The sequence below is a fragment of the Sphingopyxis sp. J-6 genome, assembly GCF_046603995.1.
GTDB lineage: Bacteria > Pseudomonadota > Alphaproteobacteria > Sphingomonadales > Sphingomonadaceae > Sphingopyxis.
Genome location: NZ_CP145810.1, coordinates 4,565,925 through 4,590,816, shown reverse-complemented (window position 1 = coordinate 4,590,816; position 24,892 = coordinate 4,565,925). Strand labels below are relative to the sequence as shown.

General features: G+C 66.9%; 21 protein-coding genes. 11 read left to right on the top strand and 10 right to left on the bottom strand.

Annotated features, from left to right (window positions below; genetic code table 11):
* Positions 1-101: 101 nt before the first annotated feature.
* From V6U71_RS21960 to V6U71_RS21935, 6 genes are all read left to right on the top strand, one after another.
* Positions 102-1,505 (top strand): M48 family metalloprotease, encoded by a 1,404-nt coding sequence (locus tag V6U71_RS21960; RefSeq protein WP_411342388.1) that lies wholly within the window; start codon positions 102-104, stop codon positions 1,503-1,505.
* A 55-nt stretch (positions 1,506-1,560) separates the two neighbouring features.
* Positions 1,561-3,186, top strand: coding sequence for a DsbA family protein (locus V6U71_RS21955; RefSeq protein WP_411340400.1), 1,626 nt, complete (start codon positions 1,561-1,563; stop codon positions 3,184-3,186).
* Positions 3,187-3,245: 59 nt separating this feature from the next.
* A complete protein-coding gene (locus tag V6U71_RS21950) occupies positions 3,246-4,787 on the top strand; it encodes a tetratricopeptide repeat-containing sulfotransferase family protein (RefSeq protein WP_411342387.1) in 1,542 nt (513 codons plus the stop codon).
* 184 nt (positions 4,788-4,971) lie between these two features.
* Positions 4,972-7,500: a TonB-dependent receptor gene (locus V6U71_RS21945; RefSeq protein ID WP_411340399.1), complete on the top strand. Its 2,529-nt coding sequence runs from the start codon at positions 4,972-4,974 to the stop codon at positions 7,498-7,500.
* 4 nt (positions 7,501-7,504) lie between these two features.
* The gene (locus tag V6U71_RS21940; RefSeq protein ID WP_411340398.1) at positions 7,505-8,833 is read left to right on the top strand and encodes an amino acid permease; all 1,329 of its coding nucleotides are present in this window, start codon (positions 7,505-7,507) and stop codon (positions 8,831-8,833) included.
* A gap of 239 nt (positions 8,834-9,072) precedes the next feature.
* The gene (locus tag V6U71_RS21935; protein WP_411340397.1) at positions 9,073-11,061 is read left to right on the top strand and encodes an AAA family ATPase; all 1,989 of its coding nucleotides are present in this window, start codon (positions 9,073-9,075) and stop codon (positions 11,059-11,061) included.
* Here the strand turns inward: V6U71_RS21935 and V6U71_RS21930 are convergent.
* The 3 genes from V6U71_RS21930 to V6U71_RS21920 are packed head-to-tail and all read right to left on the bottom strand — an operon-like array spanning position 11,020 to position 15,007.
* Positions 11,020-12,627, bottom strand: a complete 1,608-nt coding sequence (locus V6U71_RS21930; RefSeq protein ID WP_411340396.1) for a phytoene desaturase family protein — start codon at positions 12,625-12,627, stop codon at positions 11,020-11,022. The genes V6U71_RS21935 and V6U71_RS21930 overlap by 42 nt on opposite strands.
* Positions 12,624-13,844 (bottom strand): FAD-dependent oxidoreductase, encoded by a 1,221-nt coding sequence (locus V6U71_RS21925; protein WP_411340395.1) that lies wholly within the window; start codon positions 13,842-13,844, stop codon positions 12,624-12,626. Before V6U71_RS21925 ends, V6U71_RS21930 begins: the two co-directional genes overlap by 4 nt.
* Positions 13,841-15,007 carry an aromatic ring-hydroxylating oxygenase subunit alpha gene (locus tag V6U71_RS21920; protein ID WP_411340394.1) on the bottom strand — a complete coding sequence of 389 codons (1,167 nt, stop codon included), beginning with the start codon at positions 15,005-15,007 and terminating at the stop codon, positions 13,841-13,843. The genes V6U71_RS21925 and V6U71_RS21920 overlap by 4 nt, the downstream gene beginning before the upstream one ends.
* A gap of 33 nt (positions 15,008-15,040) precedes the next feature.
* Between V6U71_RS21920 and V6U71_RS21915 the strand changes: the two genes are divergently transcribed.
* Positions 15,041-15,634: a TetR/AcrR family transcriptional regulator gene (locus V6U71_RS21915; RefSeq protein ID WP_411340393.1), complete on the top strand. Its 594-nt coding sequence runs from the start codon at positions 15,041-15,043 to the stop codon at positions 15,632-15,634.
* Positions 15,635-15,654: 20 nt separating this feature from the next.
* Here the strand turns inward: V6U71_RS21915 and V6U71_RS21910 are convergent, their stop codons facing one another.
* Positions 15,655-16,386: an SDR family oxidoreductase gene (locus V6U71_RS21910; RefSeq protein ID WP_411340392.1), complete on the bottom strand. Its 732-nt coding sequence runs from the start codon at positions 16,384-16,386 to the stop codon at positions 15,655-15,657.
* 163 nt (positions 16,387-16,549) lie between these two features.
* On the opposite strand from V6U71_RS21910, the gene V6U71_RS21905 reads away from it, so the two are divergent.
* Positions 16,550-17,449, top strand: a complete 900-nt coding sequence (locus V6U71_RS21905) for an AraC family transcriptional regulator (protein ID WP_411340391.1) — start codon at positions 16,550-16,552, stop codon at positions 17,447-17,449.
* Positions 17,450-17,622: 173 nt separating this feature from the next.
* Here V6U71_RS21905 and V6U71_RS21900 read toward each other — a convergent pair whose 3' ends face one another.
* A complete protein-coding gene (locus V6U71_RS21900; RefSeq protein ID WP_411340390.1) occupies positions 17,623-18,996 on the bottom strand; it encodes a M20/M25/M40 family metallo-hydrolase in 1,374 nt (457 codons plus the stop codon).
* A 57-nt stretch (positions 18,997-19,053) separates the two neighbouring features.
* A complete protein-coding gene (locus tag V6U71_RS21895; RefSeq protein WP_411342386.1) occupies positions 19,054-19,647 on the bottom strand; it encodes a TetR/AcrR family transcriptional regulator in 594 nt (197 codons plus the stop codon).
* 73 nt (positions 19,648-19,720) lie between these two features.
* On the opposite strand from V6U71_RS21895, the gene bdcA reads away from it, so the two are divergent.
* Positions 19,721-20,434 (top strand): SDR family oxidoreductase, encoded by a 714-nt coding sequence (gene bdcA / locus V6U71_RS21890; RefSeq protein WP_411340389.1) that lies wholly within the window; start codon positions 19,721-19,723, stop codon positions 20,432-20,434.
* 4 nt (positions 20,435-20,438) lie between these two features.
* Here bdcA and nth read toward each other — a convergent pair whose 3' ends face one another.
* The 3 genes from nth to dapB all read right to left on the bottom strand — a co-directional run bounded on the left by nth (position 20,439) and on the right by dapB (position 23,079).
* Positions 20,439-21,116, bottom strand: coding sequence for an endonuclease III (nth, locus tag V6U71_RS21885; protein WP_411340388.1), 678 nt, complete (start codon positions 21,114-21,116; stop codon positions 20,439-20,441).
* Positions 21,113-22,291 (bottom strand): M48 family metallopeptidase, encoded by a 1,179-nt coding sequence (locus V6U71_RS21880; protein ID WP_411340387.1) that lies wholly within the window; start codon positions 22,289-22,291, stop codon positions 21,113-21,115. Before V6U71_RS21880 ends, nth begins: the two co-directional genes overlap by 4 nt.
* Positions 22,292-22,353: 62 nt before the next feature.
* Entirely contained in the window at positions 22,354-23,079 is a 726-nt protein-coding gene (gene dapB / locus V6U71_RS21875) for a 4-hydroxy-tetrahydrodipicolinate reductase (RefSeq protein WP_411340386.1), read from the bottom strand.
* A gap of 188 nt (positions 23,080-23,267) precedes the next feature.
* On the opposite strand from dapB, the gene V6U71_RS21870 reads away from it, so the two are divergent.
* Positions 23,268-23,969, top strand: coding sequence for an NAD-dependent deacylase (locus V6U71_RS21870; RefSeq protein WP_411340385.1), 702 nt, complete (start codon positions 23,268-23,270; stop codon positions 23,967-23,969).
* Here the strand turns inward: V6U71_RS21870 and tadA are convergent.
* A complete protein-coding gene (gene tadA, locus V6U71_RS21865; RefSeq protein ID WP_411340384.1) occupies positions 23,966-24,421 on the bottom strand; it encodes a tRNA adenosine(34) deaminase TadA in 456 nt (151 codons plus the stop codon). The two genes, V6U71_RS21870 and tadA, sit on opposite strands and share 4 nt — an antisense overlap.
* Before the next feature lie 140 nt (positions 24,422-24,561).
* Between tadA and rpmB the strand changes: the two genes are divergently transcribed.
* Positions 24,562-24,855 carry a 50S ribosomal protein L28 gene (rpmB, locus tag V6U71_RS21860; protein WP_054589960.1) on the top strand — a complete coding sequence of 98 codons (294 nt, stop codon included), beginning with the start codon at positions 24,562-24,564 and terminating at the stop codon, positions 24,853-24,855.
* Positions 24,856-24,892: the final 37 nt, after the last annotated feature.

Sequence of the window (24,892 nt, the reverse complement as noted above, 5' to 3'; positions counted from 1 at the left end):
CGCATAATCGGCATCGCACCTTGCGCCCACGCCCGCTGGGCTCCAATAATGCCGGCATGGCTTCAGTCGAGGTTCAGGCGCGCGGCGCAAGACAGGCGGCGATGACCGCTTTCCCGCCGCCCCTCGCGTATCGGGCGGACGCATGGCGTCCGCTTTTCCGTATCCTCCTGACCCTGCTCGCGATGTTCGCCGTCGCGATGCGCCCGGCGGCGGCGCAGTCGATCCTCCGCGATGCGGAGACCGAGGCGCTGTTTCAGGATATGATGGACCCGCTGCTGCTCGCCGCGGGATTGCAGCGGGGACAGGTGCGCGTCCACCTGCTCGGCGACCGCAGCATCAACGCCTTCGTCGCCGGTAGTCAGGACATCTATGTCTTCAGCGGCCTGATCGAAGCCGCCGACAGCGCCGAAGAGGTGCAGGGCGTGCTCGCGCACGAGCTCGGCCATGTGATGGGCGGCCACGCGATCCGGGTAAACGACGGCGCCAAGACGGCAACCGGCATCTCGCTCGTCAGCCTGTTGCTCGGCGCCGCGGCGATTGCCGCGGGCGCCGGCGAGGCGGGTATGGGGGTGATGATGGCGGGGCAGCAGGCCGCGCTCGGCAAGTTCCTCGCCTTCACCCGCGTCCAGGAATCGACTGCCGATGCCGCGGGCGCGCAATATCTGTCGAAAGCCGGGATCAGCGGGCGCGGCAGCCTCGCCTTTTTCAAGAAGCTCCAGAACCTCGAGTTTCGCTACGGGGTCAAACAGGACGACGATCAGGCCTATGGCCGCACCCACCCGATGTCGGGCGACCGCATCCAGACGCTGCGCGAAGTCTATGTGATCGACCCCGCGTGGGAGAAGCCCGCGGACCCGCGGATCGAGGCGCGCTTCCAGCGGATCAAGGCGAAGCTTTCGGGCTATATTGCCGACCCCGACCGGACGCTGCGCAAATTCCCCGAAACCAACACCAGCATCCCGGCGCGCTATGCCCGCGCTTATGCCTGGCACAAGAGCGCCTATCCGCAAAAGGCGCTCGGCGAGGTCGAGGGCCTGCTCGCGACCAACCCCGAGGACCCCTATTTCCTCGAACTCGAAGGGCAGGTGCTGCTCGAATCGGGGCATCCCAAGGAAGCGATCCCGGCGCTGCGCAAGGCGGTCAAAAACTCGCGCTCGCAGCCGCTGATCAGCGCGACGCTCGGCCATGCGCTGATCGCGACCGAAGACCCCGCCAACTATGCCGAGGCCGAAGAGGTGCTCAGGACCGCGGTCGCGCTCGACAATCAGAATCCCTTCGCCTGGTACCAGCTCGGCATCGTCTATGCGAACAAGGGCGATCAGGCGCGCGCCGCGCTCGCCTCGGCGGAACGCTATCAGCTTGAGGGTGGACAGGCGGCGCTTGCGCTGCGTAATGCCGAGACCGCGTTGCAGGGCCTGCCCGAGGGTTCGTCCGACTGGATTCGTGCACAGGATATTTCGCTGGTCGCTCGCGCCGAGGTGGAACGCGAGCGCAAACGGCGTTAGATTCGGGCAAGAAGATGGGGAAAGCATCGCGAACCGCGATGCATAAGGGCGACAAGTGACTGACAAGAAGGATGATTATTACCAGCCGTGGCTGCGCAACCCTGCGCCGGGTGCCGCGCCGCACGGTGCGCCGCCCGAGCCCGACGTCGGCCTCGCAAAGCCGAAGGACGGGCCGCCGGTCGGCATCGACCTGACGCAATATCCGGCCCGCGAGCGTCCGGCACGCGAGGCCGCGACCGCCGATCATCTGAAGGCGGGTGCCGCGAGCCTGTGGCAGGCGATCCGCACCGGCGCCGGCGCCTTTGCCGACTGGACGATCCGCGTCGGCGACCGCGCCGACATCCCGGCGCGCGTCGAGGCGATGGAAATTCCGCGCCGCTCGCGCGAACTGGCCGAACGCAGCGGCCGCGCCGCCGGGCGCACCGCCCGCGCGATCGGCAAAGGCTCAGCGCGCGCCGCGCGCGCGACGGCCGATACCAGCAGCCAAGCGTGGCAGAAGATGGCGCTCGGCGAAAAGGTCGCCAAAATGTCGAGCGACGCCGGCCGCGGACTCGGCGAGGTCGCGGGCAAGACCAAGGCCGGGATCGAACAGGCCGCGAAGGCGGGCAGCGAAAGCCTCATCGGCAGCATCGGCGAAGCCGCGACCAAGCTGCGCCCCGCCCCGCGCGAAGAACCCGCGCCGCCGCCGTCGGGGCTCGAACAATTGCTCGCCCGCGAAGAAGCTGCGGCGCGCGCCGCCGAACCCGCGGCGCCGGCGGCCCCCGACCTGCCGCTGTTCGCCAGCGAACCGGCGCTGGCGCCCGCGCCTGCACCGGCGAAGGACGCCAAAAGCGCGGCCGCGGCGCCCGGCGCCGACGACCGCACGCCGCATGTGCGGCCCGCCGCGAAACCGGCCGCCAGCAAGGCGATGGCGGCATCGAAATTGCCGCAAGTCAGGGGGACGGGAATGGATGGAGTGTCCGGGCGGACGGGACTTGTCGCGCTGGCGGGCATCGTCCTCCTCGCCTTCGCCTTCTGGCTCGGCGGCCGCTTCGGCGGCGGACTGGGCAAGAGCGAGGTCGAAACGATCGTTGCCGACTATATCAAGGCGAACCCGCAGATCATTCCCGAGGCGCTCGAAGCGCAGCGCGGCCGCGAAGTGGCCAAGGCGGTCGACGCGATCCGTCCGGCGCTCGAAAAGCCTTATGCCGGGGCGTGGGCGGGCAATGCCAATGGCGACGTCACCCTCGTCGTGTTCACCGACTATGCCTGCGGTTTCTGCCGCGCGAGCGTGCCCGACGTCGACCGGCTGATCCGCGAGGACAAGCGGCTGAAGGTCGTGTTCCGCGAGCTGCCGATCATCGCCCCGCAAAGCCGCGACGCCGCGCTGATGGCGCTCGCCGCGGCGCGGCAGGGCAAATATGACGCCTTCCACCACGCGATGTTCGCCAGCCCGTCGCTCGACAAGGCGGCGATCGCGGCGGCCGCCGAAAAGGTCGGCGTGGTCACCGACGGCAGCGCCGATGCCACCGCGAACGAGGCGCTGTTCCAGCGCGAACTCGACAGCAACCTCGCGATCGCGACGCAGCTCCAGCTCAACGCCACCCCGACATGGGTCGTCGGCGACCAGCTTTTCCAGGGCCAGGTCGGCTATGACGCGCTGCGGCAGGCGATCGCCAAGGCGCGCAAGGCGAAGGGCTGAGCTTGGCGACGCTCGATCCGGCGCAGCAAGCGATCGCGCGGGGTCAGGCCGATCCCGAGATGCTGGAGGCCGCGCTCGCGCTGTACGAGGGGCGGCTCCACGACGCCGAGCCGGTGTTGAAGGCGCGGCTGAAGCGCGACCCGTTCGACGTCGCCGCGATCCGCATGCTCGCCGAACTGGCGGCGCGGATCGAACGCTATCGCGATGCCGAAAATCTGCTCAGGCGGGCGCTCGAAATCGCCCCCGATTTCCTCGCCGCGCGCTCGAACCTTGCCACGGTACTCCACCGCCAAGGCCGTTCGGCCGAAGCGGTCGCGGAGCTTGAGCATCTGCAACGCGTCGATCCGGGCAATCTCGGCAATGCCAATCTCAAGGCCGCGGCGCTGGGACGCGTCGGCGAATTCGACGAGGCGCTCGAACTTTATGAGCAGATCCTCGGCACCGTCGGCCGGCAGCCGAAAATCTGGATGTCCTACGCGCATATGCTGAAGACGGTCGGGCGGCAGGCCGACGCAGTCGCCGCCTATCGCCGCGCCCTGTCGCTGGCGCCCGCGCTCGGTGAGGTCTGGTGGAGCCTCGCCAACCTCAAGACCGTCGCCTTCGACGATGCCGACGTCGCGGCGATGCTGGCGGCGCTCGCTCGCGACGATCTCGCCGCCGAAGACCGCTTCCACCTCCATTTCGCGCTCGGCAAAGCGCACGAGGACCGCAAGCAGGCCGAAGCGGCGTTTCGTCATTATGCCGAAGGCAATGCGCTGCGAAAGGCGCTGATCGACTATGACGCCGACCAGACGCGCGCCGCGGTCGATCATGCCAAGGAACTTTATTCCCCCGATTTCTTTGCCGCGCGCCGCGACTATGGTGCAGAGGCGCCCGATCCGATCTTCATCGTCGGCATGCCGCGCGCCGGATCGACGCTGATCGAACAGATATTGGCGAGCCATTCGCTGGTCGAAGGCACGATGGAACTGCCCGACATTCCCAAGCTCGCGATGAAGGCGCGCAACGCCGGCGGGATCGCCAGGTTGTCGGCCACCGAAGCCCGCATGCTCGGCGAGGAATATCTGCGCGACACGCAGGTCCAGCGCAAAAGCGGCAAGCCCTTCTATATCGACAAGCTGCCGAACAACTGGCTGCACATCGGCTTCATCCACCTGATCCTGCCGAACGCGAAGATCATCGACGCCCGCCGCCATCCGCTGGACTGCTGTTTTTCCAACTTCAAACAGCATTTCGCGCGCGGTCAGCTCTTCAGTTACAGCCTCACCGACATGGGGCGCTATTATGCCGACTATGTTGACCTGCTCGATCATTTCGACGCCGCGCTGCCCGGGCGCATCCACCGCATCATCCACGAACGGCTGATCGACGACCTCGAAGGCGAGGTGCGTGCGCTGCTCGATTACCTCGGCCTTCCCTTCGAGGCGGCCTGCCTCGATTTCCACACCAACGCGCGCGCGGTGCGCACCGCGAGTTCGGAACAGGTGCGGCGGCCGATCAACAGCGACGGCGTCGGGCAATGGCGGGCGATGGAGCCCTGGCTCCAGCCTTTGAAAGATGCGCTGGGCCCCGTTCTCGCGCACTATCCGGACGCGCCCTGACATCCTTGTGTCCATCGGCGGGGGTATCGGCACCGATTGTGGCAATTTTGTCATAGTTGCACCGGAAACCGCCGAGACCTCCTGCCCGCACCTTCAGCGTCGATTGACGACGCGCCGAAATAGGTGAAACCTCCCCCCCTGTCGCGACGCTGGACCATCGGCGCGCGGTCAACAGGGGGATATTATGTCGGTACGTTTTTCATGCCGCGCTTTGCTCTTGGCTTCGCTGTCCGGCAGCGTCCTGTCGTCCACGCCGCTGCTGGCGCAGGAGACCGCCGGTAACAGCAACGACGACGAAATCGTCGTCACCGCGCAAAAGCGCGAGGAGAATCTTCAGGATGTGCCGATCAGCATCCAGGCGCTCGGAACGCGCAAGCTCGACCAGCTCAATGTTGCCAATTTCCAGGACTTTTCGAAACTCCTGCCCAGCGTCTCCTTCCAGTCGAGCCAGCCGGGGGTTACCACCGTCTATATGCGCGGCGTCGCCAGCGGCGGCGACGGCAACCATTCGGGTTCGCTGCCCAGCGTCGGCGTCTATCTCGACGAACAGCCGGTGACGACGATCGGCGGCACGCTCGACGTCCATGTCTATGACATCGCCCGCATCGAATCGCTCGCGGGGCCGCAGGGCACGCTCTATGGCGCCTCGTCGCAGGCAGGGACGATCCGCATCATCACCAACAAACCCGACCCGTCGGGTTTCGAGGGCCGCGTCGACGGCGAACTCAACACGGTCAAGAGCGGCGGCATGGGCGGCCGGCTCGAGGGCATGATCAACGCGCCGATTAGCGAGATGGCGGCGGTGCGTATTGTCGGCTGGTACCAGAAGGACGCCGGCTATATCGACAATGTCCCCGGCACGCGTACCTTCTGCGGCACGCCGACCCGCGACGAGGATGATAATATCAACGGCTGCATCAAGGATGGTGTCTCCGTCAATAACGCCGCCTTCGTCAAAAAGAACTTCAACGACGCCGAAATCTATGGCGGCCGCGCCGCGCTGAAGGTCGATCTCGACGACAACTGGACCGTGACGCCGACCGTGCTCTACCAGAATCAGCGGAGCAACGGCACGTTCGCGCAAGACCCGCGCGTCGGCGATTTGCAGACGCAGCGCTTCTATCCCGACAAGCGCACCGACAAATTCATCCAGGCGGCGCTGACGATCGAGGGCAAGATCGGCAATTTCGACCTCACCTACGCGGGCGCCTATCTCGACCGCAAGGCGTATCAGATCAATGATTATACCGATTATTCAGAGGCTTATGACGCGCTCTATACCGAGTATGGCGGGCTCGCGAACTATTTCTATATCCAGGACAATGCCGGTAACACCATCGACCCGCGCCAGTTCATCATCGGCACCGACCATTTCCGCAAGCTGAGCCAGGAACTGCGCATTTCGTCGCCGCAGGACGAACGCTTCCGCGTCGTTGCCGGGCTGTTCTACCAGCGCCAGAGCAACCGGATTTTCCAGGATTACAAGATTCCCGGCCTTGCCGACGATCTGTCGGTCAACGGACGTCCCGGCACGCTGTGGCTGACCCTGCAAAAACGCGTCGACCGCGACTATGCCGCCTTTGGCGAAGCGAGTTTCGACATCACCCCGACGGTCACGCTGACCGGCGGCGGCCGCTATTACAAATTCGACAACAGCCTGATCGGCTTCTTCGGCTTCGGCCGCAATCCCGGCAACGGTTTCGAGGATTCGCCGCCCAACGCCGCGGGCAGCAACCGCACGGGCGTCGCGCAATGCTACACCACGGCGGGTGAGCGCCTCTACGACCGCGACACCGACACCTACAGCAGTTCGCGCGAACTGCTCCCGGCCGTCGTTCCCGGCGGGCCGTGCACCAACCTCGCCGACTATGTGGATGGCAAGCTGGTCCCCAAGCGGACGAAGGACACGGGCTTCACCCACCGGCTCAACCTGACGTGGAAGCCCAACGACGACCTGATGGTCTATGGCACCTGGTCGCGCGGTTTCCGCCCGGGCGGGATCAACCGCCGCTCGACGATCGCGCCCTATGCCGCCGACTTCCTGACCAATTACGAAATCGGCTTCAAATCGACGCTCGCCGACGGGCTGGTGCGGTTCAACGCCGCCATCTACCAGCAGGAATGGAAGCGGTTCCAATTCTCCTTCCTCGGCGAAAACAGCTTCACCGAAATCCATAACGGCCCGAATGCCCGCATTCGCGGCGTCGAGGCCGACGTGAATATCCGGCCGACCCAGGGCCTGACGATCACCGCCGCGGCTTCCTACACCGACGCCAAGACCAAGAATAATCTCTGCGACATCGACGATCCGACCTACCAATGTACCGATGCCGGCAATTCGATTGCCGCCCCGGCGGGTACGCGGCTGCCGGTGACGCCGAAATTCAACGGCAATGCGACGGTGCGCTACGCCTTCCCGGTCGGGCCGGGCGAATTGCACCTGCAATCGGTGATCGCGCATCGCAGTTCGGCGACCCCCGACATCCGCGTCGCGACGGCGAATGCGCTCGGCCGGATCAAGGGATCGACGACGGTCGACTTCGCGGTCGGCTTCGACTGGAGCATGTACAGCTTCGAGCTGTTCCTGCAGAATGCCTTCGACGAACGCGCCGAACTGGCGCGCTATTCGAACTGCGGCCAGTGCGACGGCAGGCCGCAGGTGCTGATAAGCACGCCCCAGACCTTCGGGGCGCGGCTGGGCGCCAAGTTCTGATCGGGTGAGTTCCACCGTCACCAACAGCGAAAGGCCGGGCGAAAAGCTCGGCCTTTTGATGTGCGTTGCACTGGTCATGGGCAACATGATCGGCTCGGGCGTCTTCCTGCTGCCCAGCTCGCTGGCACCGCTCGGCTGGAATGCCGCGCTCGGCTGGCTCGCAACCATCGGGGGCACGCTGTGCCTCGCGCTGGTCTTCGCACGCCTCGCGCGATACCTGCCGGGGGGTTGCGGTGCCTACACCTATGCGGCGGCGGCGTTCGGCCCCGCGACGGGTTTTGTCGTGGCCTGGAGCTTTTGGATCAGTTGCTGGGTGACCAACGCGACGCTGGCGGTCGCGGCCGTCCGCAACCTTGCGATCATCTATCCGTCGCTGAACGGCGGCGGGTCGGCAGCGGCGCTGCTCGCCATCGCCTTTGTGTGGTTCTTCACCTTCGTCAACCTGCTCGGCGTCCGCAAGGCGGGCGGGATGCAAGTCGTGACGCTGATCCTGAAACTGCTGCTGCTGTTCGGCGCGATCGCCATCGCGCTATGGTGGCTGGCGGCGGGAGACAGCGCATTGCCGTCGATGCAGGGCACCGAGCCGGTCAGCCTGGCCGGCATCGGCCATGCCGCGACCTTCACATTGTTTGCACTATTGGGTTTTGAAAGCGCGCTGGCGGCGGGCGACCGGGTATCGGATCCCGAGCGTACCGTGCCGCGGGCGACGATGATCGGCATGGTCGCGACGGGCCTGCTCTATCTGCTCGCCTGCACCGCGGTCACGATGCTGCTCCCGTCGGAGGTGGTCGCCGCATCGATCGCGCCCTTCCCCACTTTTTTCAGCCATTTCATCGGGCCCGAGGCAGGCACCGCCGCCGCCGTCCTGGCGGCCATCGCAGCGCTCGGCGCGCTCAACGGCTTTGTCCTGCTGGCCGGCGAGTTGCCGCGCGACCTCGCGCACCGCGGCTTGGTCCCACACGCTTTCGGGACCGACAACCGGCACGGCGTCCCGCATTGGAGCCTGTTGCTCGCAGCGGTGCTCGCGACGCTCATCGTCTATGCCAATTATAGCCGCGGCCTCGCCGAACTGTTCAATTTCATGATGCTGGTGACGACCTCGACGACGATAATCTTCTATCTGATCGGCGCGCTGGCGGCGCTGAAATTCCGGAACGAAGGGCGTTTCCACATGTCGCCGGCGTTCGTGCTGCTGACGCTGGCGGGGATAATCTATGTCTGCTGGGCCTTTTACGGCGCGGGACTGGAGCCGACGCTGTACAGTCTGGCGATGACCGTCGCGGGCCTGCCGATCTATCTTGTGATGCGGCGCGCGCGGCCCGTCGCCACCTGAAACCTTGCCCCGCGAAGCAAAATCGCCTATCGGCGCGATCCCACTGGCCCGGGAGTCGGGCTTTTTTGGAGACGTGACGTGTCGGAACGCCGAATAATCCAGGGTTTGAATCCCTGCGGCATCCGCCCGCTGTCGTAGCGCGTTAGTCCTGACGCGGTGCGCGACGGGCGCTGCCGCAATTTCCAACCCGCCATCATCACTTCTGCCGCCGTGCGTCCGCCGGCCGCAGGCAGGTATATATGTTGCACGACAGCCATTGGGCGCGCGCACTGGCGCGCGCCATCGCCACGGATCATCCGGGCAAGACCAAGACCGGCCGGGCGTTGCTCGGCTGGGCCCGCGCGCGTGCCGCCGCGCTCGGGTTCGAAGACAAGACGATCGCGCGCGCCGCGCTGCTCGGGCCTCCGGTCCCGGCACCCGATGCGTGCGCAGATGAAAGCCTGTTGCAGGCGAACCGGCTGGCCGACGCGCTCGACCTCGCCGCCGAAGAGCGTGCGCTGCTGTTGCTCGTCACCGCAATGGAGCGCGGGCCGCTGACGCGCAGCCTCGCCAAGCTCGTCGACGCCGAGGCGCTCGACATGGAGTCCCTCGTCGGAATGCTCACGCAGCTCGCGCCGCATGCCATTCGCACCGCCGAAGTGGTCCGGCTCGATCTTGTCGGACGCTGGACGAGCAAGGAGGGCAAGGTCGAGTTCGGCCTCTGCTGGTCGTTCGAGCGCCTGCTCGACGCGCGGGCCGGAAAGCATGAAAGCCTGATCGACGGGCTGCTCGGCCGGCGGCAGGCGGCACGCCATGCGCTCGCCGATTTTCCGGCGCAGCGGCGCGAAGCCGACCTCGCGCTCGCGCTGCTGCGCGGGGCGCTGGATGGCGGCGCGCGCGGGATCAACATCCTGATCCACGGCCCGCCGGGCACGGGGAAGACCGAACTCGCGCGGACGCTCGCAGCCGCGCTCGGCGAGCCGCTGCACGCAGTCGGCGAAGCCGACAGCGACGGGGACGAGCCGACCCGGTTCGACCGCGTCGCCGCGCTGCGGCTGGCGCTGCGCACGCTGGAGAAGCGCGGGCGCGCGCTGTTGCTGTTCGACGAAATGGAGGATCTGCTCGGCAACGCGCAGGCCGAACAGGACGGCCGCATTCGCAACCGGTCGGGGTCGAAGCTGTTCGTCAACCGTTTGCTCGAGGAAAATGTCGTCCCGGTCATCTGGACCTCCAACGCGATCGTCGATGTCGATCCCGCAATCCTGCGCCGCTTCAGCCTGTCGATCCGCATGGACTTTCCCGGCGGCGCGCACAGTCCGGCGATGCTGGAACGGGTGAGCGCCGAGGAAGCGGTCGCGGTCGACCCGGCGTTGCAGGCGCTGGCGGCGCGCGCGCCCGAAGCGGCGTCGCTGTTCCGCGTCGCCGCGCGCGCCGCGGGGCTGGCGGGCGACCCGGCGAGCGCGAGCCGCTTTGCGGGATCGGTGCTAGGCGCGATGCACGGGCACGACATCGAACCGCGCGCGCCGCGCGACTTCGACGAAGGCCTGCTCACCGCCGACACCGACCTGCCGGCGCTGTTCGCCGAGCTCACGCGCGCGGGAGCCCCTGCCGATTTCTCGCTGCTGCTCACCGGCGCGCCGGGCACCGGCAAGACCGAAGCGGTGCAGGCGCTGGCCCGGCGGCTGGGACGGCCGCTGCATATGAAGCGCGCGTCGGACCTGATGTCGAAATGGGTCGGCGGGACCGAGAAGGCGATCGCGCGCGCCTTTGCCGAGGCACGGCGGCAGGGGGCGATGTTGTTCTTCGACGAGGTCGATTCGCTGCTCGCCGACCGGCAGGGCGCAACGGCGAGCTGGGAGGTCAGTCGGGTCAACGAACTGCTGACCTGGATGGAGGATCATCCCCTACCCTTCGCCGCGGCCACCAACCATGCGGCGAAGCTCGACCCCGCATCGGCGCGGCGCTTCGTCTTCAAGGTCGAGATGCGCGCGCTCGATACCCCGCGCGCGCGGCGGGCGTTCGTCCATTTCTTCGGCCGCCCGGCGCCCGCGGCGCTCGACCGGGCCGGCGGGCTGACGCTCGGCGACTTTGCGGTCGTCGCGCGGCAGGCGCGTTTTGCCCGGGCCCTCGACGATGGGACGCTCGTCGAACGGTTGCGCCGCGAACGCGCGGCGCGCCCGGCGATGCCGCAACCGATCGGCTTCGGATCAGACGCGCCATTTGGGGGCGAAGAGGCCCCGGTCGCGTAAGATCACCGTTGCCGCATTATGCCCCGGCGCGCCGGTCACGCCGCCGCCGGGGTGGGTGCCCGCGCCGCACATATAGAGGCCCTTCACCGGGCCGCGATAGCCGCCGTTGCCGAGCACGGGGCGCGCCGCCCAGAGCTGGTCGAGGCTCATATTGCCGTGCATGATGTCGCCGCCGACAAGGCCGAACTTGCGTTCCAGCCCCTTGGGGCTGAGGCGCGTCTGGGCGATGATACTGGCGCGGAAGCCCGGCGCATGTTTTTCGACGGTGTCGATGATCGCATCGGCGGCGGCTTCTTCCTCATTGTCCCAGTCGCGACCGTCGGGAAGCTCGGGAGCGAACTGCTGGCAGAAGAGGCTCGCGACATGCTGGCCCGGGGGGGCGAGGCTGTCGTCGATGGTCGAGGGGATCAGCATCTCGACGATCGGCGCCTTCGACCAGCCATATTGCTTCGCGTCGAGGAAGGCGCGGTCCATATAGTCGAGCGTCGGGGCGAGGATGATCCCCGACTGGTGATGCTCGCCGGGTTCGGGAAGGCAAGTGAACCTCGGCAGCTCGCTCAATGCGACATTCATGCGGAAGGTACCGCTGCCCGCCTTGAAGCCCTTGATCCGGCGCTCGAAGCCGGCGGGCAGGTCGCTTGCGTCCATCATCCGTTCGTAGAGCAACTTCGGGCCGACATTGGCGATCACGCGCGCCGCGGCGATTTCCTCGCCGCCGACGAGCTTGACCCCGACCGCCTTGCCGCCGTCGACGAGCACCTTGGCGACCGGGCTTTCGAGGCTGATCTCGACCCCCATATCGCGGCAGACCTTCGCCATGATTTCGGTGATCTTGCCCATGCCGCCGACGCTGTGACCCCACGCGCCCTTTTTGCCGTTCACTTCGCCGAAGACGTGGTGAAGCAGGACATAGGCGCTGCCCGGGGTGTCGGGGCTGGCGTAATTGCCGACGACGGCGTCGAAACCGAAGGCCGCCTTGACCGCTTCGCTCTCGAACCAGCTATCGAGCATCGTGCGCGCCGATTTGGTGAACAGGTCGAGCACGTCGCGCTGCTGTTCGAGGCTGAGCGTCGCGAAACGGCGCCCCTGCCGCGCGCCGTCGAGCAAGGTCCGCATCCCCTCGCCGACGTTCGGCGGCACGCGCAGCGCGAGGTCGCGGAGCAATTCGGCGACATTTTCGAGCGCGTCATAATATTGCGGCAGCACCTCGGCATCGCGGTGCGAGAATTTGCGGAACTCGGCCTGCGTGCGTTCGAGCCCGCCGCCGAGCTTGAGGTAGCCGCCATCCTCCTGCGGCAGGAAATTGCTGATCGGCCGCTCGATGACGCGATAGCCATGATCGGCGAGCTTCATGTCGGCGATCACCTTCGGCTGGAGCAGGCTGACCGTGTAGCTGGCGACCGAATTGCGAAACCCCGGCGCGAATTCCTCGGTCACCGCGGCGCCGCCGACGACGTCGCGCGCCTCGACGATGCGCACCTTCAGCCCCGCCTTGGCGAGATAGAAGGCACAGACGAGGCCGTTGTGGCCGGCGCCGATAATCAGGGCGTCATAGGCTTTGGTCATTGGAAGTCTTTCGCAAGCGGGGATTGGACATGCTGGCGGCCGAAACCGAGACCGAGGACACGGCCCGGAATACGGCGGAGCAGCGGGATGGCGTTGAGGAGGCGCACCGCGAACGGCACGCGGGTGATCTCGCCGCGCAGCATCGGCTCGATCACGCGCTGGTGCGCGAAACGCTGGATCGCCTGCATGCGCGTCGTCGGCGTCCAGCGGCGGTCCTGCACGCGCGAGAGCAGCGGATCGGGGTCGGCACCGGCGGCAAGCGGCGCGGCGAGGATGTTCGCCGCCGCCACCGCGTCCTGCACCGCAAGGTTGATGCCGACGCCGCCGACGGGCGACATCGCGTGGGCGGCGTCGCCGATCGCGAGCAGGCCGGGACGCGACCAGCGGGTGAGCCGGTCGAGCGCGACCGAGAGCAGCTTGACGTCGTCGAAGCTCCGGATCGCGTCGATCCCGGCGGCAAGACCCGGCGCGATCGCGACGATCCGGTCGCGAAAGGCCGCAATCCCCGCCGCCTCGATCGGCGCAAAACCGCCTTTCTCGATGATCTGCGCGCATTGCCAATAATCGCCGCGCGGGATCGCGACGACCATCCCGCCCTTGTCGATCGTGCCGAGCGCAACCTCGGACATATCCATGCCCGCGGGCACCGGAACGCGGAACCACAGCACGTCCATCGGCGCACCGAGATCTTCGAGCGGCAGTTCGGCGGCATCGCGCAGCACCGAGCGGCGGCCGTCGGCGGCGATCACCAGCCGCGCGGGCAGCACTTCGCCGCTCGCCAGCGTCGCCCCGCAGACGCGGTTCGCCGCGTCATAGGTCAGCCCGGTCGCCTCGGTCGACATGCGGAGGTCGAAGGTCGGGTAGCGTTTTCCCTGCCCCGCGATGAAATCGAGCAGATCCCATTGCGGCATCATCGCGACGAAGCGCGCCGCGACGGGAAGGTGCTTCATCGTCGCGATCGTATAACGGCCGCCAAGCAGGTTGAGCGTCATCGTGTCGATCGCGGCGTGCGGTTCTTTCAGCAGTTCTTCGAGCAGCCCGATCTCGTTGAACAGTTCGAGGGTCGAGGGATGCACCGTGTCGCCGCGGAAGTCGCGGAGGAAATCGGCATGCTTTTCGAGTAGCGTCACGCGCACCCCGGCGCGCGCGAGGAGCAGCCCCGCGACCATGCCGGCGGGCCCGCCGCCGACGATCACCACGGGCGCGCCGTCGTTCAAGCGCGGCTCCACCCCGCCTTGGGTGCGTACTCCAGTCGCGCCTCGGGAATGATATCGCGCATCCGCGAACAGAAATGCTTGAGGCACACTTCCTTGTCGCTGAGCGGCCCCATGGTGAAGCTCTTCGACTGCATTCCCTGCTGGACGCGGGTGATCAGCTCGGTGTCCTCGGCATTGACCTGCCGGTTGATCCGCCAGTTGAGATAGCGCGCGGCCTTCATCTCGCGGCGCTCGTCGGGCAGCACATAGGAAATTTCGCGGATCAGGCAGGTCGTCGGCCCGGTCGGCAGCCACTGCATGAAATCGACCTGGTCGGGATAGATATCGAAGGCGACGTTCGGCCACAGCTTGAAATAGAGCCAGTGGCGCTGGCGGTCGGCGGGCAGGTGCGGCACCGGCGGCAACAGCCGCTGGTACATGCGTTCGGACCAGTTGACCGACGGCCGGTCGATCAGGTCGCCCCACATGCGATCGACGCGGTCCTCGGCCTCGACGCCATAGCTTTTGCCGAACAGCCGCGTCAGCCCGGGATGCGCGACGGGGATGTGGAGCCCGTCCGAATAATTGTCGCCGACATTCTTCCAGTTGACCTCGCGCGGGCGCAGCGTGACGCGGCCCAGTGCGCCGAGTTCCTCGAAGCGATAGGGTTCGACCATCGCTTCATAAGGCGCCATCATCTCGGCGACCGACGGGCCACCGTCATCCTCGAGCCGCACGAACCAGAAGCCGCGCCATTGTTCGAGCCCGACGGGAACGAGCCCCGCCTTGCCCTTGTCGAGCGTCGGATAGCTCGCCGAATCGGGCACCCCGGTCAGCCGGCCGTCGAGCTCGTAGGTCCAGGCGTGATAGGGGCAGACGAGCTTCTTCGCGCAGCCGACAGCGCCATCGACGAGACGCGAGCCGCGGTGCCGGCAGACATTGGTGAAGGCGCGCACCGCCCGATCGGTGCCGCGCACCAGAATGACGCTTTCGCCGCAATAATCGATGCTGTGCCAGTCGCCGACGTTCGGGATATCGCTGTCGTGACAGACGACCTGCCAGCTCGGGCGGAAAATCCGTTCCATTTCGACTGCGTAAAAGTCGGGATCGCTGTATGTCCACGCGGGGAGCGACCAGCCGTCTTGCGGGTCGAAATTCGGTGCATGAAGGGGTGCAGTTGCCATGAGTCCGTCCTTGTTGTACGTACGTATAACAACATGACTGCCATTCGCCAAGCCTTTACGCGCGAAAGCGCCGACGCCCGCCGCGCCGACCTGATCGAGGCGACGGCGGCGTGCCTGGCCGAGCATGGCATTGCCGGGACGAATGTCCGCGCCATCTGCGCGAAGGCCGGCGTTTCGCCGGGGCTGCTCCGCCATTATTTCGGCGGCATCGACGACCTCGTCGCCGCGACCTATCAAGCCACGAGCGACCGGATGGATGCGATTTTCATGGGCGCGGTCGCGGACGCGGGCGGCGACCCGCGCGCGCGCCTCTCCGCCTATCTCACCGCCAGCTTCCGCCCGCCGGTGACCGATCCCGAACTGCTCGGCGCCTGGACCGCCTTCTGGGCGCTGGCGCGCAGCGATGCGCACATGGCGGCAATCCACACCGCAAGTTACGCGGGCTATCGCGAACGGCTGGGCGAGTTGCTCACCGCGTGCGGCGCGACCGATCCGGGACGGCTGGCGATCATGCTGACCGCGATGGTCGACGGGCTTTGGCTCGAACTGTCGCTCGACGCCGCCAGCTTCGGGGCGGAAGCGGCGGCGGCGATGGTCGAAAAGGCGGTGGCGGCGCTGCTCGATTAGCGGTCCGCCAGCCGGAAACCTCAGAAGCTGCCCTTGACCGGGCGAACGATGACCTCGCTGACGTCGACGTCATCGGGCTGCTGGACCGCGAAACGGATCGCGCGGGCGATCGCGTCAGGGGTGATCGCGACGCTGCGGAACTCGGCCATCGCGGCGGCGCTGCCCGGATCGGTGATGTCGTGGCCAAGCTCCGATTCGACGACGCCGGGCGAGATGATCGTCGCGCGCACGTCGCGATGCTCCTGCCGGATGCCGTCGGTGATCGCCCAGACCGCGAACTTGGTCGCGCAATAGACCGCGCCGGTCGGCACGACATAATGCGCGCCGAGCGACGCGACATTGACGAAATGGCCCGAACCCTGCGCCGTAAAGCCGGGAAGCGCCGCCGCGATGCCGTTGAGGACGCCGCGGATATTGACGTCGATCATCGCGTCCCAATTTTGCGTTTCGAGCGCGGCCAGCGGCGACAGCGGCATGATCCCGGCATTGTTGACGAGCACATCGACGCGGCCGAAACGCGCGACGGCGTGCTCGACGAACGCCCGCATGTCGTCGCGACTGGTGACATCGAGCGCGCGATATTCGGCAGTGCCGCCCGCCGCGACGATTTCGGCCGCAAGCGCTTCGAGCCGGTCGGTGCGCCGGGCGCCGAGCAGCAGCTTCGCGCCGGTGGCGGCCAGTTCGCGCGCCGTCGCGGCGCCGATGCCGCTGCTCGCGCCGGTGATCAGGATGACTTTGTCGGTGATGTTCATGATCGTCTCCATCGGAGGCGGACAGCCCAGCGCCGTCCGGTGACCGGCTTTTGCACCTGTCCGGACGGAGGGCGGTAGAACGCGCCTCCGCAATGATTATACGATCCTCCGAAATCCGGACTTTATGCTTGCCGGAGCGTCACGGCACTGCAAGACCAGCATCATGACGACACTAACAGAAATGCGTTCGATAATACACCGCCATCGCCCTACCAACGGGATTCACCCGTGCGCGCTGCCGCGCGTGTCGCTTGTCCGTAGCTCCGAACCGAGCCACCCGATGCCGGTCGTTTACGAACCGTCGCTGTGCCTTGCGGTCAGCGGCCGCAAGCGGGTGCTGCTGGGCGACGCGAGCTTCATCTATGACAGCGCGCAGTTTCTGGTCGTGTCGGTCGACCTGCCGGTGAGCGGGATGGTCGTCGATGCGAGCGTCGACGATCCCTATCTGTGCCTGAAGCTCGACCTCGACGTCGCGGTGCTCGGCGAGCTGCTGCTCGCGCACGATGCCCGCGTGCCGCGCAGCGACCATGCCCCGTCGATCGCGGTCGGCGATACCGACGCGGTCCTGCTCGACGCGGCGCTCCGCCTGCTCCGCCTGCTCGATGCGCCGGACGACATTGCGGCGCTGGCGCCGCTCGCCGAGCGCGAGATATTATACCGGCTGCTCACCGGGCCGCAGGGCGCGATGCTCCGCCACATCGCAACCGCCGACACGCGGCTGCATCAGGTCAGCCGCGCGGTGACGTGGATCAAGGACCATTATGCCGGTGCGCTCAGCATCGACCATCTGGCGGGGCTCGCGGGCATGAGCCCGTCGTCCTTCCACGAGCATTTCAAGAAGGTGACGCGCTTCAGCCCGCTGCAATATCGTACCCGCCTGCGCTTGCTCGAGGCACGGCGGCTGATGGTGTCGGACGCCATGGACGCCGCCAGCGCGGGCTTCCAGGTCGGCTATGACAGCCCCTCGCAGTTCAACCGCGACTACCGCCGCGCCTTCGGCCTGCCGCCGCTACGCGACGCCGCGCGGCTGCGCGCGGCGCCGGAGTTCGGATTGTCGGCGTGATCGAGGTGGGCTGACGGCCGAAACGTGGCATTTCGCGTCTCATAACTTCGTCATTCCCGCGAAAGCGGGAACCCAGAGCGCGCGTCAGCTGACTCCACCCTGGGTTCCCGCTTTCGCGGGAATGACGAGGAAATGGAATGTCAGCCCCCCGCCCTCAAGCCAGCATCAGCTTTCTATTTCGACAGATCGCGCAGCAAACTGTCCCAATGCGCCAGCGCCGGGGCGATCGCGTCGACCGGCACGCGTTCGTCGAGGCCGTGGGCGTAGCTGTCGCTCGCCTTCGAGAAGAGGCCCGCGACGCCGTAGCTCGGCACGCCCTGCATGCGGAAATGATAGCTGTCGGTCGCGCCCGCGCTCATCGACGGGATGATCGGCAGGCCGGGGGCGCGCGCATGCACCGCCTTGGTCACCGCCGCCATCACATCGGGACGCAGCGGCGAGGCATCGCTGGCGCTCGCTTCGGGATCGGGGTTCACCTTAACCGCGGGGTCGGCGATGACCTTTTCGAGCTCGGCGCGCACCGCTTCGACCGGCACGCCGGGGAAGATGCGGCAGTTGATGTTCGCCGTCGCGCGCTGGGGCAGCGCGTTTTCGGCATGGCCGCCCTTGACCAGTGTGGGCACGCAAGTGGTGCCAATCTGGCCGATATATTCGGGGTCGGCGCGGATCGCCGCGATCGCTTTCGCATCGGCCGGATTGGCGGCAAAGGCTTTCAGTGCCGCGCCGATCTCGCCGCCGACCTGTTCGGCGACGATCGGCATGCCGACCTTGGTCAGTTCATTCTGCTGCGGCGTAAAGCGATAGGCGCCGACCTTGGCGAGCGCGGTCGAAAGCTGGACGATCGCATTGGTGTCCGACGGGCGCGAACTATGCCCGCCGGGGTTGGTCACTTCGAGGGTGAAGTCGGCATAGGTTTTCTCGCCCGCCTGCAGCCCGTAATATTTGGGCTTGCCGTCCTCGCCGATCAGCCCGCCGCCGCCATCGCCGTTCAAGGCGAACTCGGCATTCTTGTATTTGGCCGCGAGCGCGCGCGTCGTCAGCATCGAGGTTTCTTCGTCGCCCGACAGCAGCAGGATGATCGAGCGCTTCGGCTTGAAGCCCTCTTTCTTGAGCTCGGCCATCGCCGCGACCATCATCGACACGTCGAACTTGTTGTCCTCCGACCCGCGGCCGAAAATATAGCCTTTCTCCTCGACCGGCACGAAGGGATCGCGCGCCCAGTCCTTGGGATCGGCCTCGACGACGTCCATATGACCGAGCAGCACGATCGGCTTGCCTTTGCCGGTCCCGGCGAGGGTCGCAGCGAAGGTCGCGGTCTCGCCCATCGGGGTGATGACGATATCGCTGTCGGCATAGCCCGCCGCCTTCAGCACCCCGGCATAATAGGCCGCGAGTTCGGGCACCTTGCCGCGCCCCTCGACGGTCGGGATCGCAATGCTGTCCTTCAATATCTTTTTCGCCATTTCGGTGTCGGCGGGCTTGGCGTGGACGGGCGCGGCGGCCAGCAGGGCGGCGGCGAGGGCGATGGAGGCAGGAAGGTTGCGCATGGCAACGGGTTATGCCGCCTCCGCGCCGCTTCGCAAGAGGGGATCGGCGCGCGGCGTTCAGGCAGGCAGCGCCAGCGCGAGCGCGCGGCCCGCGAGACGGGCGGTGGCGAGGAGCCGGGGCAGGTCGTGACCGCTGCGCGCCTTCGCCGAAAGCCCCGACATCGCCGTGCTGACGAAATCGGCGACTTCACGCGCAGCGTCGGGATGGCGGGCGGCGACATAGTCGCGGATGAATGTTTCGGCCCCCTCGTTCAGCGCGCGGGCGACTTCGCGCGCGCCCTCGTCGTTGCAACGCGTGCCTTCGAGCACGAGGCAGCCGCCCGCCGCCGGATCGGATGCATAGCGGCGCGCGGCCTCCTCGAGCAGCGCCGCAAGCGCGTCGACAACCGGGACATCGGGGCGCAGGATGTCGGCGAGCGGGATCGCCTCGGTGGCGGTCCAATGATCGAGCACGCGGGCATAGAGGCCGGCCTTGCTGCCGAAGGCAGCGTAGAAGCTCGGCGGATTGATCCCCAGCGCATCGGTGACGTCGGCGACGCTGACGGCGTCATAGCCGCGTTCGTGAAAAAGCTGCTGCGCCGTCACGACCGCCGCATCGGGATCGAAGCGGCGCGGGCGTCCGCGGGCACGGGATTTATTTGTAGTCACTATTACAAAATACCTTGACGAGAGCCTTTCGCGTTTTATGTAGTCACTCCTACATTAATAAGCAAGGAATCTCCCCATGTCCGATTTCCAAGGAAAATCCGTTCTGGTCCTCGGCGGCAGCCGCGGCATCGGTGCGGCCATCGTCCACCGCTTCGCATCCGACGGCGCCAGGGTCGTCTTTACCTATAACGGGTCGCGTGAGGCGGCGGAGCAGCTCGCAGCCGAAACCGGCAGCAGCGCGGTACCGACCGACAGCGGCGATCGCGACGCGGTGATAGCGCGCGTCCGCGACAGCGGGCCGCTCGACATACTGGTCGTCAATGCAGGCTTCGCGCTGTTCGGCGACGCGCTCGACCTCGATCCCGACGAGGTCGACCGGCTGATCCGCGTCAATGTGACCGCCCCCTATCATGCGTCGGTCGAGGCGGCGCGGCAGATGCCCGAGGGCGGGCGGATCATCGTCATCGGATCGGTGAACGGCGACCGCATGCCGCTCCCCGGCATGGCGTCCTATGCGCTCAGCAAATCGGCGCTTCAGGGCATGGCGCGCGGACTGGCGCGCGATTTCGGGCCGCGCGGGATCACCATCAACATCGTCCAGCCCGGACCCATCGATACCGATGCGAATCCCGAGGACGGCCCGATGCGCGACCTGATGCACAGCTTCATGGCGATCAAGCGCCATGGCCGTCCCGAGGAAGTCGCCGGCATGGTCGCCTGGCTTGCGGGGCCCGAGGCGGGCTTCGTCACCGGCGCGATGCACACGATCGACGGCGCGTTCGGCGCGTGATCGGTCAGCCTGCCGGGGGCGGGTTCACGCTCGCTCCCCGGCCCTTCGGCGCCGGCGTCTTCGGCTTGTAGCGGCAGAGATCGTCGACGGGGCAGCGCCAGCATTCGGGGGTGCGCGCCTTGCAGATATAGCGGCCGTGCAGGATCAGCCAGTGGTGCGCGCCGACGCGGAACGGCGCGGGGGTTTCCTTCTCGAGCTTCTTTTCGACCGCGAGCACCGTCTTGCCCGGCGCCAGGCCGGTGCGGTTACCGACGCGGAAGATATGCGTGTCGACCGCGAAGGTCTCCGCCCCGAAGGCGCAGTTCATCACGACATTGGCGGTCTTGCGCCCGACGCCGGGAAGCTCGACGAGCGTGTCGCGGTCGGCGGGTACCTCGCCGCCGAAATCGCGAACGAGGATTTCGCTCAATGCGATGACGTTCTTGGCCTTGGCGTTGAACAGCCCGATCGTCTTGATGTGCTGCTTGAGGCCATCCTCGCCGAGGTCGACCATTTGCTGTGGCGTCTTCACCGCCTCGAACAGCAGCCTTGTCGCCTTGTTCACCCCGACGTCGGTCGCCTGCGCCGACAGCACCACGGCGACGAGCAACTGATAGGTGTTGCCGAACTGCAGCTCGGTCTCGGGGCTCGGGTTGATCTCGGCAAGCCGGCGGTAAAATTCGAAGATGTCGGCCTTTTTCATGGCGCGGGCGTCGCCGCTCCGGCCGGATGCGCGGCTTTCCAGTCCATTCCGGCACGCACCCGGCGCTCGACCGAGGGATGCGAATAAAAGAGAAACTCCTCGACCGCGTTCGGGCGCGGGTTGCGATATTCGGCGGTCTTGACGAGCGCGCTCGCGAGCGCGTCGGGCAGGTTCACCGTCTTCAGCGAATAGGCATCGGCCGAACTCTCGTCGAGGCGCGACAGCGTATTCTGTACGGGCTGCGCGAGGAAGGCGAAGAGCGAGAGGATGAACATCATCACCGGAAAACCGCGCGGGTCGCCGATCGCCGCATCGCTGCCGAAGGCGCGCGCGATGCGCGGGAACAGCCGGTCGGCGAGGAAGAAGAGCAGGATCGCGAGCAGCGAAAAGACGATCACGATGATCCAGATGTGCCCGAGCACATAATGGCCGATCTCGTGCCCCGTCACCGCCCGCACCTCGTCGAGCGACGCGCCCTTGATCGCGACGTCGGAGATGGCGATGCGCGCCGAATGGCCAAGCCCCGACACATTGGCGGTGAAATTGTTCGACTGGCGCGAACCGTCGAACATATAGATGCGATCGGGCTCGATCCCGGCATCCTTCGCCTGCACGACAAGCGCGTCGCGCACCGGCCCCGCGGGCACCGGCTTGTAATCGTTGAACAGCGGCTCGATCACGATCGGCGACAGGAGCAGCATCGCCGAAATGGCGAAGGCGGCGAGACCGCCCGACCAGATCCACCAGCGCTTTCCGGCGCGGCGAATCAGCGCATAGATGCCGAGGAAGAACAGCCCCCCGAACAGCGCGGCGATCGCGTTGCCGATCGCCCCTTGCCCCAGATAATCGCCGAGCGGCTGGCTGGTCCGGCCATAGGCGGTTTCGCGCCACCAGCCGGTATAGATATCCCACGGCAGCGTGACGAGCGCCGAAAGCAGCATGAAGGCCGCGCAAAGCAGGAAGGTGCGCATCGCCCAGCCGCGCTTTGCGAGCCGCGCGTCGAGCCGGTCGAGGACGCGCAGGCGCACGAAGAGCAGGGTGACGAGCCCGGCGACGACGACGCCCCAGAAGCTCAGCCATTCGCTGCCAACGGTGTAGGATGCGGCCTTGGCGAGCGCTTCGGGCCCGAGCCCGTCGATATAGGCCCTGGTCGCGGCGGCGGGGTCGAAACTCATGGCAGTCCTCCAACTGTATTGTTTTTATAATACACGGGGAGAGCGTGCAGGCAAGCGGGCAGTCAGAGTCCCAGCACTTCGGGCATCGTGTAGCGTCCCGGCTTCTGGTGGATCAGCCACAGCGCCGCGCGCACCGCCCCGCGCGCGAAGATCATCCGGTTTTCGGCGCGGTGCGACAGGGTGATCATTTCCTCGGAGCCCGCGAAAATGACGTCATGGTCGCCCGCGACGGTGCCGCCGCGCAAAGACGCGAAGCCGATCTTGCCATGCCCGCGCGCGCCGGTGAGGCCGTCGCGGCCGCGTTCGGAGCAGATGTCGAGGCTGATCCCGCGCCCCTCGGCCGCCGCTTGCCCGAGCAGCAGCGCGGTGCCGCTCGGCGCGTCGACCTTCATCCGGTGATGCATTTCGAGCACTTCGATATCCCAGTCGGCACCGAGCCGCGCCGCCGCTTCGCGCACCAGATGTGCGAGCAGCGTGACGCCGAGCGAGGTGTTGCCCGTCTGGAGCACCGCGACATCCTTTGCCGCCTCGTCGATCAGCCAGTGATGGCGTTCTTCCAGCCCCGTCGTGCCGATGACGATCGGCGTCCCCGCCGCAATGCAGGCATCGAGCGTCGCTTCGAGCGCGGCGGGCGACGAGAAATCGACGAGCACTCCGGCGTCGGCAGCAAGCGCCGCGACATCGCCGCCCTTGTCGATGCCCAGCCGCTGCTGCCCCGCTTCGGCGATCGCGGCGGCGAGCGCGACGCCCATCCGGCCTTCGCTGCCGATAATGCCGATGCTGGTCATGATGCGTCCCCTCTTCTGCCCGCTCCCCTTAGCCGCGATTCCCTGCTCCTGTCATCCCGCTCTACTCTTGTCATCCCGGCGAAGGCCGGGATCTCGCCGGTGGGTTTAGCGGCAAGGTTGAGATCCCGGCCTTCGCCGGGATGACGAAAAATGGTGAAGGCGCCGGCGCGGCTGGATAGAGAGGACATATGCACGACATCCACAATATCGTCATCCTGACCGGCGCCGGCGTGTCGGCCGAAAGCGGCATCGACACCTTTCGCGACGGCGGCGGGCTGTGGGAGCAGCACCGCGTCGAGGATGTCGCGACGCCCGAGGCGTTCGCGCGCGACCCGGCGCTGGTCCAGCGCTTCTACGACATGCGCCGCGCCGCTATCCAGACGAAAGAACCCAATGCCGCACACGCGGCGCTCGCGCGGCTCGATGCCGAATGGCGGGGCGAATTGCTCATCGTGACGCAAAATGTTGACGACCTCCACGAGCGCGCGGGCGCGAAGCGGCTGCTCCATATGCACGGCGAGCATCTGAAGGCGTGGTGCACTACCTGCGATGCGCGCAGCGACTGGCAGGGCCCGCTCGGCGACGGCCCCGCCTGCCCGGCGTGCGGCACCGCCGGACACCTCCGCCCCGACGTCGTGTGGTTCGGCGAGATGCCCTATCATATGGAGGATATCTATCGCGCCCTCAACCGCGCCGACCTGTTCGTCTCGATCGGCACCTCGGGCGCCGTCTATCCTGCCGCGGGCTTCGTCCGCGAAGCACGCGCGGCGGGCGCCCGGACGCTCGAACTCAATATGGAGCCGAGCCAGGGCAGCCACTGGTTCGACGAAGCCCGCCACGGACCGGCGACCGCGCTGGTGCCGGGGTGGGTCGAGGAGATGCTGGGCTAACGCCGCGCAGCGAAAAAATCCCGCAGTAGCGTTGCCGCCTCTGCCTCACCGATTCCGTCATAAACCTCCGGCCGGTGGTGGATCGTCGGCTGCGCGAAAATACGCGGGCCGTGGACGACAGCGCCGCCCTTCGGATCGTCGGCGCCATAATAGAGCCGCACGATGCGCGCGTGGGCGATCGCCCCGGCGCACATGGCGCAGGGTTCGAGCGTGACATACAGGTCGCAGCCGTCGAGGCGCTCGTTGCCGAGCTTTGCTGCGGCGGCGCGAATCGCGACGATTTCGGCATGCGCGGTCGGATCGTGCGATTCGCGCGGGCGGTTATGCCCTTCGGCGATGATCGCGCCGTCCTTGACGATCACCGCGCCGACGGGCACTTCGCCCCAATCGGCGGCAATCCGGGCGAGATCGAGCGCGCGGCGCATGGGTTCGGGCAGCGGGAAACGGGACATGCTTCCCCGCTAATCCCTTGACGAATCCCCGGCAAGCCGATAAGCGCGCGCCTTTCCCGGCCCATCCGGACCTGTCCTTCCCCGTTTTGCGGGAAGCGCCCGGACGCCGACCCGAAATTTTTTGTACGAGGAAGAGCATCATGTCGCGCATCTGCGAACTGACCGGCAAGGGCCGCCAGGTTGGCCACAATGTCAGCCACGCCAACAACAAGACCAAGCGCACCTTCCTGCCCAACCTGCAGAATGTGACGCTGCTCTCGGACGCGCTCGGCAAGGGCGTGAAGCTGCGCGTGTCGACCCACGGCCTGCGCACGGTCGAGCATAATGGCGGTCTCGACAACTGGCTGCTCAAGGCCGGCGACGACCAGCTTTCGGCTTCGGCGCGCAAGCTGAAGAAGGAAGTTGCGAAGAAGCTGGCCGAAAAGGCCGCATAAGCTTTCCCCGCATCGCCGATGCAATCAGGCCGCCGGA

Bases quoted from the DNA above. Each gene is read 5' to 3' on its own strand.
- V6U71_RS21915 (WP_411340393.1), top strand. From the start codon at position 15,041: ATGACTGCCATTCGCCAAGCCTTTACGCGCGAAAGCGCCGACGCCCGC.
- V6U71_RS21945 (WP_411340399.1), top strand. From the start codon at position 4,972: ATGTCGGTACGTTTTTCATGCCGCGCTTTGCTCTTGGCTTCGCTGTCC.
- V6U71_RS21910 (WP_411340392.1), bottom strand. From the start codon at position 16,386: ATGAACATCACCGACAAAGTCATCCTGATCACCGGCGCGAGCAGCGGC.
- V6U71_RS21950 (WP_411342387.1), top strand. From the start codon at position 3,246: ATGCTGGAGGCCGCGCTCGCGCTGTACGAGGGGCGGCTCCACGACGCC.
- V6U71_RS21900 (WP_411340390.1), bottom strand. From the start codon at position 18,996: ATGCGCAACCTTCCTGCCTCCATCGCCCTCGCCGCCGCCCTGCTGGCC.
- V6U71_RS21870 (WP_411340385.1), top strand. From the start codon at position 23,268: ATGCACGACATCCACAATATCGTCATCCTGACCGGCGCCGGCGTGTCG.
- V6U71_RS21880 (WP_411340387.1), bottom strand. From the start codon at position 22,291: ATGAGTTTCGACCCCGCCGCCGCGACCAGGGCCTATATCGACGGGCTC.
- V6U71_RS21935 (WP_411340397.1), top strand. From the start codon at position 9,073: ATGTTGCACGACAGCCATTGGGCGCGCGCACTGGCGCGCGCCATCGCC.
- tadA (WP_411340384.1), bottom strand. From the start codon at position 24,421: ATGTCCCGTTTCCCGCTGCCCGAACCCATGCGCCGCGCGCTCGATCTC.
- V6U71_RS21960 (WP_411342388.1), top strand. From the start codon at position 102: ATGACCGCTTTCCCGCCGCCCCTCGCGTATCGGGCGGACGCATGGCGT.
- V6U71_RS21930 (WP_411340396.1), bottom strand. From the start codon at position 12,627: ATGACCAAAGCCTATGACGCCCTGATTATCGGCGCCGGCCACAACGGC.
- nth (WP_411340388.1), bottom strand. From the start codon at position 21,116: ATGAAAAAGGCCGACATCTTCGAATTTTACCGCCGGCTTGCCGAGATC.
- bdcA (WP_411340389.1), top strand. From the start codon at position 19,721: ATGTCCGATTTCCAAGGAAAATCCGTTCTGGTCCTCGGCGGCAGCCGC.
- V6U71_RS21905 (WP_411340391.1), top strand. From the start codon at position 16,550: ATGACGACACTAACAGAAATGCGTTCGATAATACACCGCCATCGCCCT.
- V6U71_RS21920 (WP_411340394.1), bottom strand. From the start codon at position 15,007: ATGGCAACTGCACCCCTTCATGCACCGAATTTCGACCCGCAAGACGGC.
- dapB (WP_411340386.1), bottom strand. From the start codon at position 23,079: ATGACCAGCATCGGCATTATCGGCAGCGAAGGCCGGATGGGCGTCGCG.
- rpmB (WP_054589960.1), top strand. From the start codon at position 24,562: ATGTCGCGCATCTGCGAACTGACCGGCAAGGGCCGCCAGGTTGGCCAC.